This window comes from Flavobacterium franklandianum (assembly GCF_007097365.1).
Taxonomy (GTDB): domain Bacteria; phylum Bacteroidota; class Bacteroidia; order Flavobacteriales; family Flavobacteriaceae; genus Flavobacterium; species Flavobacterium franklandianum.
The window spans coordinates 14,529-26,781 of record NZ_VJZR01000008.1; the positions used below are offsets into that span (position 1 = coordinate 14,529).

9 protein-coding genes are annotated in these 12,253 nt (G+C 36.4%); 4 read left to right on the forward strand and 5 right to left on the reverse strand.

Annotated elements, in window-relative coordinates; translation table 11 throughout:
- Nucleotides 1–72: 72 nt before the first annotated feature.
- The 3 genes from FNW17_RS10050 to FNW17_RS10060 all read right to left on the reverse strand — a co-directional run bounded on the left by FNW17_RS10050 (nucleotide 73) and on the right by FNW17_RS10060 (nucleotide 4,117).
- Nucleotides 73–2,364, reverse strand: a complete 2,292-nt coding sequence (locus FNW17_RS10050) for a DNA topoisomerase 3 (protein WP_144071561.1) — start codon at nucleotides 2,362–2,364, stop codon at nucleotides 73–75.
- A 264-nt stretch (nucleotides 2,365–2,628) separates the two neighbouring features.
- On the reverse strand, nucleotides 2,629–3,264 hold the full coding sequence (locus tag FNW17_RS10055; RefSeq protein WP_144071562.1) for a YdeI/OmpD-associated family protein: 636 nt from the start codon (nucleotides 3,262–3,264) through the stop codon (nucleotides 2,629–2,631).
- Nucleotides 3,265–3,274: 10 nt separating this feature from the next.
- The gene (locus FNW17_RS10060) at nucleotides 3,275–4,117 is read right to left on the reverse strand and encodes an aldo/keto reductase (RefSeq protein WP_144071563.1); all 843 of its coding nucleotides are present in this window, start codon (nucleotides 4,115–4,117) and stop codon (nucleotides 3,275–3,277) included.
- Nucleotides 4,118–4,559: 442 nt separating this feature from the next.
- On the opposite strand from FNW17_RS10060, the gene FNW17_RS10065 reads away from it, so the two are divergent.
- The 4 genes from FNW17_RS10065 (at nucleotide 4,560) to FNW17_RS10080 (ending at nucleotide 9,936) form a co-directional block, all read left to right on the forward strand.
- The gene (locus tag FNW17_RS10065) at nucleotides 4,560–5,666 is read left to right on the forward strand and encodes an endo-1,4-beta-xylanase (RefSeq protein ID WP_144071564.1); all 1,107 of its coding nucleotides are present in this window, start codon (nucleotides 4,560–4,562) and stop codon (nucleotides 5,664–5,666) included.
- Between the two features lie 879 nt (nucleotides 5,667–6,545).
- Nucleotides 6,546–7,622, forward strand: coding sequence for a peptide chain release factor 1 (gene prfA, locus FNW17_RS10070; protein WP_143391655.1), 1,077 nt, complete (start codon nucleotides 6,546–6,548; stop codon nucleotides 7,620–7,622).
- Between the two features lie 337 nt (nucleotides 7,623–7,959).
- Nucleotides 7,960–8,790 carry an orotidine-5'-phosphate decarboxylase gene (gene pyrF / locus FNW17_RS10075; RefSeq protein WP_144071565.1) on the forward strand — a complete coding sequence of 277 codons (831 nt, stop codon included), beginning with the start codon at nucleotides 7,960–7,962 and terminating at the stop codon, nucleotides 8,788–8,790.
- A gap of 360 nt (nucleotides 8,791–9,150) precedes the next feature.
- The gene (locus FNW17_RS10080; protein WP_143391653.1) at nucleotides 9,151–9,936 is read left to right on the forward strand and encodes an alpha/beta fold hydrolase; all 786 of its coding nucleotides are present in this window, start codon (nucleotides 9,151–9,153) and stop codon (nucleotides 9,934–9,936) included.
- A gap of 484 nt (nucleotides 9,937–10,420) precedes the next feature.
- On the opposite strand, the gene purU is transcribed toward FNW17_RS10080, so the two are convergent.
- Nucleotides 10,421–11,275, reverse strand: a complete 855-nt coding sequence (gene purU, locus FNW17_RS10085) for a formyltetrahydrofolate deformylase (RefSeq protein WP_143391652.1) — start codon at nucleotides 11,273–11,275, stop codon at nucleotides 10,421–10,423.
- Between the two features lie 170 nt (nucleotides 11,276–11,445).
- Nucleotides 11,446–12,159 (reverse strand): DUF4197 domain-containing protein, encoded by a 714-nt coding sequence (locus FNW17_RS10090; RefSeq protein ID WP_144071566.1) that lies wholly within the window; start codon nucleotides 12,157–12,159, stop codon nucleotides 11,446–11,448.
- Nucleotides 12,160–12,253 lie beyond the last annotated feature (94 nt).

Sequence of the window (12,253 nt, forward strand, 5' to 3'; positions counted from 1 at the left end):
CAGCTAATGCTGGAGGCAATTTATGTTTTGAAAATAAAATATATTTGATTATAAAAATTATAACGACTATTTTTAAAAGCTTTCTTTCAAAATACTATAAACCAGTTCTTTCGTAGGTTTTTGATCTTTTAGTTTTGCTCGAACTACTTCAAAGGATACTTTGAAATCACAGCCCAATTTGTAGTCACTACAACCAAAAGCTATATTTCCCTTGAGCACAGTTCCTCTTTTGCATTTTGGACAAGACATTGTATTCGAGGTTGCTTTCACTACGGTTTTCTTTTCTTCTAATTTGAGATCAAAGTTTTCGTCAAAGCGCAACAAACCTTCCGCGATTCCAGCTTCGGTCTTGAAATCTTTTAAATTCACTGTCGACCCTTTTTGGAGTAATCGCAAGTATTGATTTTCGGATATTTTTTTATCTCCAAAAGTATAAGGCAACTTAAAATCGCAGCCCGCTTTATAATCACTACAACCATATGCCGATTTTCCTTTGATTAGCGTGGCTTTTTTGCATTTGGGACAGAGTTCGGCCAAAATTCCTGCTGCTTTCTTTTTTTCGACAACTGCTTCTAGTTTTTGAACACTTCCTGCGTGCGAAATGTTGGCACGTCGGGTTTCGCTCCGAACTTCATAGACCAAAGTTTCGACCATTTGCTTCATATTTTTGATAAAAGCGCCAGCCGTAAACGTCCCTTTTTCGATATCTTTCAATTGCTTTTCCCAAGAACCCGTCAATTCTGCCGATTTAACCAAATCATTTTGAATCGTGTCAATCAATTGAATTCCTGTTGGTGTTGGCAAAACCTGTTTCTTGTTTCGAACAATGTATTGACGTCTGAAAAGTGTTTCAATAATATTGGCTCGAGTCGATGGACGACCGATTCCGTTTTCTTTCATCAATTCTCGTAAATCCTCGTCATCCACTTGTTTGCCTGCCGTTTCCATAGCACGCAACAAAGTAGCTTCGGTAAACTGATTGGGTGGTTTGGTTTCCTTTTCCAAGAACGAAGGTTGGTGTGGTCCTTTTTCGCCTACGATAAAACTGGGTAAAATATCGGCTTCTTTTTCTTTAGTATTAGAGTCTTCAAAAACAACACGGAATCCTTTTTTTAAGATTACTTTTCCGGTGGTTTTGAATAGTACTTCGGCAGCTTTTCCCATTACTGTCGTGTTGGCTACTAAACAATCATCATAAAAAACGGCAATAAAACGCCTAGTAATGATATCATAAACCTGTTGCTGATTGTACTGTAGGTTGGCTTGAATCCCCGTTGGAATAATTGCGTGGTGATCGGTTACTTTTTTATCATTAAAAACCTTAGTCGATTTTTTAATCTTTTTTTCCAAAAGAGGTTGCGTCAATGCAGCATAATTGGTCAACTTTTGCAAAATCCCAGCCACTTTAGGATAAATATCGTTGGGTAAAAATGTGGTATCGACTCTAGGATAGGTGACTACTTTTTGTTCGTACAAGGTTTGAACGATTTTAAGCGTTTCATCTGCCGTGAAACCAAACTTGGTATTGCAATAGACTTGCAAACCTGTTAAATCAAAGAGTTTTGGTGCAAATTCATTGCCGTTCTTTTTTTCGACGGAAACAATTTCGAATTCACTTTCTTTTACTTTATTGGCCAAAAGTTCACCATCTTCCTTTTTCAAAAAGCGTCCTTCCTCATAGTTAAAAAGCGTTTCTCTGTACAAGGTTTGCAACTCCCAATAAGGTTGCGGTTTGAAATTTTCGATTTCTTTGAAACGATCCACGACCATTGCCAATGTTGGCGTTTGCACTCTTCCGATAGACAATACTTGTTTGTAACCGCCGTGTTTTACGGTGTACAAACGCGTGGCATTCATACCCAATAACCAGTCGCCAATAGCTCTAGAAAAACCGGCGTAATATAAATTATCGTAGTTGGCAGATGGTTTTAAGTTCTCGAAACCCTCCTTGATCGCTTCGGTGGTTAAGGATGATATCCACAAGCGTTTGACTTCGCCTTTGTACTGGGCTTCATTCATCACCCAGCGCTGAATGAGTTCTCCTTCTTGTCCCGCATCCCCGCAGTTGATGACCAAATCGGCTTTGTCGAACAGGCTTTTTATGATTTTGAATTGCTTCTGAATTCCTGTATTTTCTACTACCTTGGTTTCGAATTTTTCGGGAAGCATTGGCAGGTTGTTCAAATCCCAACTTTTCCAATGGGGTTTGTAATCGTTGGGTTCTTTCAAGGTGCATAAATGCCCAAAGGTGTAAGTTACCTGATAGCCATTGCCTTCATAATAGCCATCGTGTTTGGTATTGGCACCCAAAACGGATGCAATTTCGCGTGCTACACTTGGTTTCTCGGCAATACAGACCTTCATTTTTTAGTTCTCATTTTGAAGCCGCAAAGTAGGAATTTAGAAATTGGTATCGAAATGAAATTTGATGGAGTTATGAACGGCTTGTCAAATCGAAGTTTTTTTAGGAGCAAAACTATTGGCGATTTAAGAATTAATCCTCCTGCTGTCCGCTGTATCTCTTCGCTACTCTACGAGGATGCCGCTTCCATCAGGGCTAAGAATGACTATTCGTTTTTCAAAAGAATCAATGCAAAAAATAGTGCAAGATTGCCATTTCTTTTTCTCTTAAATGTATTTATGTGAGCCGTCGCAAGTAGGCATTTTTTTTGATAATCCACAAACACAATCCTGGAAACCTTTACCCTCCAGAATGCGCGGAATGTATTTTTCAATTCTAGTTTCCCGAGTTTTGGATTGTTTGGAACCCGAAAAATACAAATTATACCCTCGTTGTCGTCCCGGTGTTAGGGCTTCAAAAGCGGTTTTTAAAACAGGATTTTTGTATAAAGCTATTTGTAGCTCATCAACCAATTCAAGTTCGGAATTGCTTTTTAAATTCACTTTCAAACCTGCTTTTTCTACTTCAATAGCTTCATAAATATAGTTTTTTATGATGGCTTGTAAATCCTGAATTTGGTTGAGATTAGTGAATTTAAAGAAACGTACCGACTGACTGTTTTCTCCAGGCGATGATAAAAAATCATTAGCATCTTGAAGCAAAGCCCCTTTGAGAAAACTAAGTGTACAAAACTCTTTGAAACTACCTATAAGGACTACGTTTTTTCCTTGAAAACTGTAACAAGGCGTGCGCCACTTGAATTCTTCTGTAAGTCCGCATTCTAACAGCAGCGTTCTAAATAGGATTAGTTCGGCCTGCCACTTTTTTGCATTACAGATATAGTCATCAACTTTGGTGTTCATTTTTAGTTGTTTAAATTAGGTCTGGCCAGTTGTTGGGTAATTCTCCGCTGAAACCCATTTCAGGAAGAGTATTGATAAGTTCCATATCTTCTGTAGACAATTCAAAATCGAAAAGATTGATGTTTTCTTCAATTCTTTTGGGAGTTGTAGATTTTGGGATCACAATTACATCGTGTTGAATAATCCATCTTAGACAAACTTGTGAAACAGATTTGTTGTGTCTCTTCGCAATTGCCTCTAATACTTCATTTCCAAATATTTTACCTCTTGCTAATGGTGACCAAGACTCAACTGCAATGTTTTGTTTTTTACAATATGCTACCAGTTCCTGTTGCCAATAACCGGGATGAAATTCTATTTGATTGATTGCCGGAATTATAGTAGCTGTTTCAAACAAAGCTTCCAAATGTTCCTGAAAAAAATTACTCACCCCAATAGATTTAATTTTGCCTTCTGCTTGTAATTCTTCCATAGCTCGCCAAGAATCGGCATTGGCTTTTTGCCAATTATCATAATTTTTTGCATTGGCTGGCCAATGTATTAAGTATAAATCAATGTAGTCTACATCAAGTTTTTTTAGGGATTTTTCAAATTCTTTTTTAGTTGATTCATATCCTAAATTCTCCCGCCACAATTTTGTAGTGATGTAAATTTCTTCTCTCGAAACTCCACTGGCTTTGATTCCTTTTCCAACAGCTTTTTCGTTCCCATAAATTGCTGCAGTATCTAGGAGTGAATAGCCATTGGCTATAGCACTTCTGACAGATTCAATTCCCTCTTGCTCGGTGCATTTGTATGTTCCAAAACCGACTAACGGTATTTTTGTGCCATCATTTAAACTTAATTTTTTCATTGTTTTTTAGTCAATTTCCTAATATTGGATTTATTTTCAAATGGTGCTACATTCTCACACCATTGTATTTTTTGTCTCTTTTGAATGCGAATGTTTTGACTAAGCGAAAATACAATAAAAAATAGTATTCCTGTTGAATTTTCAAATGAGTAGAGAGGACTAATTCATTTGCTCTTTGAAGTCTCCCGACCCCATATTTATTGCTATATGCAATTATAACTTTAGCAATTTTTCTTTCTCTACGTTTTTTAATTATTGAAATAGTAACGAATTATGGATACTTTGTTTGATAAAAATGTTTTCAAAGAGTATGTACTTAAATTGTTTTATATTTGAGGATTAACAATTCTGGATTTAGTAAAAAAGGTGTCAGCTCAATTCAGAAAATTCAAACTCAGCAAACCAAGAAATAGCTTTAATTAACAAACACTCATAAAAAAACATGAAAGTATTAAAAAAACAAATTCTGAATTATTTTGCACTAAGTCTTACAATTGCTGTATTTCTAGTATCTTGTTCAAAGGAACAAAACAAATACGATGCGTTAAGAGGTTTAAAAACTGTTGCTGATTTTCCGGTAGGAACAGCAATTCAGATAGAAAAGCTGCTTAATGATCCAAAATTGAAACAACTTGAAGTAGAAAATTTCAATAGTATTACTTCTGATAGAGATATGAAAATGAATAGAATCACCCCATCTGAGGGAGTTTACAACTGGAAAACAATTGATACTATTTTGTATTTTGCACAACAAAACAACCAACGATTGTTTGGACATAATTTAATCTGGCATAGCTCTACTCCAGAATGGGTTGAAACTAAAGGCGCAAAAGACACTGTTTGGCTAGCAAAATTCATGAAAGAATACATTCAAACCTATGTGGGCAGATACAAAGGAAAAGTAGCCGCTTGGGATGTTGTAAATGAAGGTTTTGATACTAAAGGCGGCGAATACAGAAAAACATTTTGGTACAATAACTTGGGCAAAAGTTATATAGAAAAGGCTTTTATCTATGCTCATGAAATCGATCCTAAGGCGATTTTGTTTTACAATGATTTTAACATCGAAAGAGACTCACTGAAATTGAATGCTGTGCTGGCGATGGTAAAAGAATTTCAACAAAAAGGGGTGCCCATTTCAGGCATCGGGTTTCAAATGCATATTCGTATGGATACTCCCGACGCAATTATTGCAAAATCACTAGAGAAAGCGGCGGCAACGGGTTTACAAATACATTTGTCAGAAGTGGATATTATCTTCAACAAACACGACGATTCTAAAAACGGAGGCGTTCAAATCTACAAGGAAATTACCGAAGAGATGAAAAAAGCGCAAGCCGAAAAATATAAAAATTTAGTGATGATGTATCGCAAAATTGTACCCAAAGCGCAACAATTTGGTATTACACTTTGGAACTTTAACGACAGAGATACTTGGATCAATGGCTTTTTTAATCTAACAGATTGGCCAACAATTTTTGATGATAAACTAAGCCCAAAACCAGCTTATTTTGGTTTCAAAGATGCTTTAGAGCAAGAATTGAAATAGTCTAAAAATAATAAGTATAATTACTTTGACCCTAAATTTTTTGATTTAGGGTTTTTTATGTGTTTTATTTCTTGTGTATGGTGCAAAAGAACGAGTTAATTAAGCCGCGTTGCAAACGCTAGATTTTGTTTTTAAGAGTGAGTAGGCACTCGTTGCAAACGAGCGCCAGTGAGATTACAGCTGCTGTGCGAAGTCTTCCGACTTCGTACCCATTGCTATATGCCGTTCTTACTTTAGAAATCTTTTTTCCTGTGTTTGTTGATTGTTGGAATAGCTACGAAGTCGGGAGACTTCGCAGAGCAATCACGATTATATTTTGTAGTTACGATAAAATCATACTTCGCAGAGCTGGACAAAAAAATGAAGTCTTTACGCTGCTGTGGGAAGTCTCCCGACTTCGTACCCATTGCTATTTGCCATTACAACTTTAGTAACTTTTATTTTCCTGTGTTTGTAGATTATTGGAATAGCCACGAAGTCGGGAGACTTCGCAGAGCAATTCCAGTTTTTAAGAACGTTGTTTTTCAAGATAAACTTCGCAGAGCTGGTGAAGCAGTTTATGTATTAGTCTTGAAGGAGTTGTTTTGCCGCTCTCGCTCCGCAAAGTCTCCGACTTTGAGGATGTGTGTACCAGTCTGTGACTGGTGTAAAAGATTTAAAACAGGTCAGTTGAAAACCGAAATCACTACCTCAAAGTCTGGAGACTTTGCGGAGCTGGGGAGCTAGGACTGCTTCATTTCTAGTGAAAACTACACGAAGTGACGGAAAAAAGTCTTGGCATAATTGCATTGCTTCGGTTGTCGGGAAGTAGCAAAATGAGAGCCTTGCAAACTGCAATACTTTTTTGTATTTTTGCACTCCAATAAAAGGATTAAGAATATGTTAGATAGACTTCAAATAGTAAAACAGCGTTTCGACGAGATTTCGGACTTGATTATTCAGCCCGATGTGATCACCGATCAGAAACGTTATGTGCAGTTGAATCAAGAATATAAAGGTTTGAAAGCTTTGGCCGAAAAGCGGGATGAATACATTCTTATAATGGCGAATATTGATGAAGCCAACGAAATTATTGCCGACGGAAGTGATGCGGATATGACCGAAATGGCCAAGATGCAACTCGACGAAGCCAAGGAAAGATTGCCGGAATTGGAGGAAGAAATTAAATTTTTGTTGATTCCGAAAGACGAGGAAGATGCTAAGAATGTAATGGTCGAGATTCGCGCCGGAACGGGTGGGGACGAAGCCAGTATTTTTGCAGGTGATTTGTTTAGAATGTACACCAAATATTGCGAAAACCGTGGTTGGAGAACTTCGGTTGTGGATATGAACGAAGGCACTTCGGGTGGTTTCAAAGAGGTGATTTTTGAAGTTACAGGCGAAGATGTTTACGGAACTTTGAAGTTTGAAGCGGGTGTTCACCGTGTGCAACGCGTGCCTCAAACGGAAACTCAAGGTCGTGTTCACACCTCGGCAGCCACAGTTATGGTGCTTCCGGAAGCGGAAGAATTTGACGTGCAAATTGATATGAACGAGGTTCGTGTGGATTTTTTCTGTTCTTCGGGACCTGGAGGACAATCGGTAAATACAACCAAATCGGCAGTTCGTTTGACGCACATTCCAACAGGATTGGTGGCGCAATGTCAGGATCAGAAATCGCAACATAAGAATAAAGACAAAGCTTTGGGCGTATTGCGTTCTCGTTTGTACGAACAAGAATTGGCCAAAAAACAAGCCGAAGATGCTACGAAACGTACTTCGCAAGTAAGTTCGGGTGACCGTTCGGCAAAAATTAGAACCTACAATTATGCTCAAGGTCGTGTCACAGATCACCGTGTAGGTTTGACTTTGTACGATTTAGGAAATATAATGAATGGCGACATTCAGAAAATTGTCGACGAGTTATCGTTGGTTAACAATATGGAGAAGTTGAAAGAAGCTAGCGAGGTTTTCTAAGGAGACAAATAGATAATAGACTAAGAGATAATAGATGCCATACTGAAATGTTTGGCATTTTTTTTACGAACTATATGGGTAATTCAAAGCTTAATTTATTACAAAAAAAGCAATATAAAAGGGCATATTATGAATTATAAGCAGTCCTAACTCCCCTCTTGAGAGGGGTTGGGTGTGTTTTTTTAAAGATTTTTTTTTAGGATATAAAAAATAGTGTTAATCGTATCTTGTAGAAAGACTTCGTGTCTTTGCGTTTAAAAAACTTTACCCTAACTTTGCCAGACAACAAACTATAAACCACAAACAACAAACTATAAACCACAAACAACAAACTGTTTTGACTACACAGCAACTTATAGACCAAATCCAAATCAAGAAATCCTTCCTTTGCGTAGGATTGGATGTTGATTTGAATAAAATTCCACAACATTTATTGGAACTCGAAGACCCGATTTTCGAATTCAACAAAGCGATTATTGATGCTACGCACGATTTAACTGTTGCTTACAAACCCAACACAGCATTCTATGAAGCATACGGAATAAAAGGTTGGCAGTCATTGCAAAAAACCATCAATTACATCAACGAAAATCATCCTGAAATCTTCACGATTGCCGATGCGAAACGAGGCGATATTGGCAACACTTCGTCGATGTATGCCAAAGCTTTCTTCGAAGACCTGAATTTTGACAGTGTTACCGTGGCGCCTTATATGGGAAAAGATTCGGTGGAGCCTTTCTTGGCTTTCGAAAACAAACACACGATTCTATTGGCTTTGACTTCTAATGAAGGCGCTTTTGATTTTCAAACCTTGAATGTTCCCGAAGTCTCGGGAGGAAAGGAATTGTACAAACAGGTTTTAGAAACCTCAAAAAACTGGAAAAATTCTGAAAATTTGATGTATGTAGTTGGTGCAACCAAAGCGGAATATTTTACCGAGATTCGGAAAATTGTTCCCGATAGTTTCTTGTTGGTACCTGGAGTTGGCGCACAAGGCGGTAGTCTTCAAGAAGTGTGCAAATACGGAATGAATGCGAATGTTGGATTGCTAATTAATTCTTCGAGAGCGATTATTTATGCTTCGAATGGAACTGATTTTGCCGAAAAGGCTAGGGAAGAAGCCTTGAAAATGCAAGAAGAAATGGAAGGAATATTGATTAATCATTAAGATTGCCTTTTTTAAACACATAGAAACATAGTTTTTGTTGATTATTATGAGGCGTTTCACTTCATTAAAGTAAATCATAGCTATGTTAAAGCCAAGACCCGAGCGATAGCGAAAAGGCGAAGCAATTGGTCTATATAATTCTTTTTTTCTATGATTCTATGCGTTTCATTATTTTTAAAATTGTTTCTCAATATCTTATAAAAAAAGCAAAATGATAATTTTAATTCTTGAAATTTGGGGTAGAAATTTATCTACATTGCAACGAATTAAATTTATTAAAAAAATCCGTCCCGATAGCTATCGGTATTATCCGCGTTTTCGCTTTTGCGAATCCGTTTAATCTGCGTTCCATTTAAAAAAATGATAAACTACATCACATATAAAAATGAAAATAGCGATCAGTGGGTGACTTTTGTCCACGGAGCTGGCGGTAGTTCTTCTATTTGGTTCAAGCAAATTCGGGATTTTAAAAAACAGTATAATGTGTTGTTGTTGGACTTGCGCGGTCACGGCAATTCGAATTCCCAAATTAAAAAAGCCTTCAAACAAAAATATACTTTCGAATCTATTGCCAATGATGTTTTGGAAGTAATCGATCATTTGAAGATTGAAAAATCCCATTTCGTTGGTATTTCATTAGGAACAATTTTAATCCGACAATTGGCCGAAATGCATCCGGAACGAGTTCAAAGTATGATTCTGGGTGGTGCTATTCTGAAAATGAATTTTCGCTCTCAAATCTTAATGAAATTGGGAAACACGTTTAAATATGTGTTGCCTTATTTGGTATTGTACAAGTTTTTTGCTTTTGTGATTATGCCAAAAAAAAGTCACAAACAATCGCGATTGCTTTTCATCAATGAAGCCAAAAAATTGTACCAAAAAGAATTTATAAAATGGTTCAAACTCACTGCCGAAATAAATCCAGTACTCAAATGGTTCCGCCAAGTAGAATTGGATATCCCAACGTTTTATGTAATGGGCGAAGAAGATTATATGTTTTTACCTTCGGTAAGATTGGTGGTCGAAAAACATTATAAATCATCCAAATTATTTGTGGTAGAAAAATGTGGTCACGTGGTCAATGTAGAGCAACCCTTGGTTTTTAATACAGAAGTCTTGTCCTTTATTGGTTCTATAAAATAAAAAAAATGTCCCGCAATTTGCGAGACATTCTTTTAACTAACCAAAAACCAAAATAATAAATAACCAGTTTATTACTCTGCAAAGATCAAACACTTTTTGATTTTATGCTGTTAACGATATGTTATTACTTTGTTGGATATAAGTTAAGATTTCTCTTTCTGAAAATAATTCGTTTCAAATTACAGTAATAATTTATTTGTAAAACATTGAAAAACAGATAATAAACATTATTTTACAGCCAATTTATTTTGTTAAAAGACGGGCAGATGCGTTAGTGTTTTTAGTACTAAGAAATTATTTTAGCCATTTTATTTAGATTTAATTAGTGACCAAAAAAAAAGTCCCACAAAATAATTTGCGAGACATTTTTTAACTAACCAAAACCAAAATAATAAATAACCAGTTTATTATTCTACAAAGGTCAGACAATTTTAGACTTGTGGCTGTTAATGATTTGTTATTACTTTGTTGTAATTACGTTAATTTAAGAAAACACAACCGTTTTGTTGTCATACACCATCGTTTTGCGTTCTGCGTGGAGTTTTATGGCTCTTGCCAAAACGATGCGTTCTAAATCCCGCCCTTTCATGATAAAATCATCGATTGAATTTATGTGCGAAACCCGGGTGATATCTTGCTCAATAATAGGGCCTTCGTCAAGTTGCTCTGTCACATAATGACTTGTGGCACCAATAATTTTCACCCCTCTTTTGAAAGCAGAATGATAGGGTTTAGCTCCCGGAAAAGCTGGTAAAAACGAATGATGGATGTTGATGATTTTGTTTTCGTATAGAGAGATTAGATTTGGTGTGATAATTTGCATGTACCGCGCCAAAACAATAAAATCTATTTCGTGTTTTTGTAGTAATTCCATCTGTTGTTTTTCGCCTTCTTCCTTTATGTCTTTAGTAAATGGAATATAGTAAAACGGAATATCAAAACGGTTGGCAACAGCTTTTAAATCTTGGTGATTGCTGACAATTAAGGGGATTTCTATATTAAATTCTCCAGCACTATAACGACCCAAAATATCAAATAGACAATGATCGTATTTCGAGACAAACAGCGCCATTTTGAGTTTTTTTTCTTTAGGTTGAATCTCCCAAGCCATTTTAAAATCTACCGCTATAGATTGCTCAAACACATTTTTTATAGCCGCTAGATTACTGTTTGGATTGGTCAGCTCACATTCTAAACGCATAAAAAAAACATTCTGTTCGAAATCGACATGTTGATCAATATAGATGATGTTTCCTTCCACTCTAACGATAAAATCAGTTACTGCGGCGATAATTCCTTTTTGGTCTTCGCAATGAATGAGAATGATGATTTTTTGCATAATAATTTAATCTCTTTAGGTTTAATTCCTCGAAGTTATGCTTCGATTTTTTTTGTCACAGATTGCTTCGCCTTTTCGCTATTGCTCGAGTCACAGATTAAAAAAGATTTTTTAAAATCTGTGAATCTGTGGCTATTATTTTGCTAATACCTCTGGTGCTCTGCCCTGAGTTAGTTCATTTGTTTTTTGTCTTGCATTGCAAAAACCTTTTGTAGTAAAACGGAAGTTCTTGCATTCAAATTGGTTCTAATATTTTTTTCTTCGACCGCAATCATTTTAAACACACCGTCCATCGCCTGATTAGTGACATAATCAGTCAAATCTGGATTTACTTTTTTTACAAATGGAATCATATTGTATTTATTGATGATATTGGTCCAAACCTTATCAGCACCGACTTTAGTGAACGAACTTTTAATTACAGGATTGAATTTTCCGTATAAAGCGGTAGAAGTGCTGTTTTGTAAATATATGGTCGCTGAATTTTCATTTCCCATCAAAATAGTTTTGGCGTCATAAAAAGACATATTCACTACAGCGTTGACAAATATTGGTGTCGCTTCCTTTACGGCATCTTCGGCTGCACGGTTGAGCGCTTTTATTCCTTCATCGGCCAAGGAACCCAGCCCCATTTTCCTCAAACTGGAATCTACTTTTTTCAATTCGTCTGGCAGTAGTATTTTAACAGCTTCATTTTTGTAAAATCCGTCCGTAGCAGTTAATTTTGTTACTTGTTTTGAGATGCCGTTGTTCAAAGCTTCTTTCAATCCACCCGAAATATCTATACCATACCCTTGCGTTTGCGGAAGTTGGTTCATAACTTGTTGCATTTCGGCACAACTAGAAAGGGAAAACACCAATAATAACAGAATTATATTTTTCATTTTAAATGTTTTATGTGTTAGCCCAGTGAATTCGATAGCACACTCGGGTCAAAAATACTACTTTCAATAACAATACCATAATTTTATTGAGGAA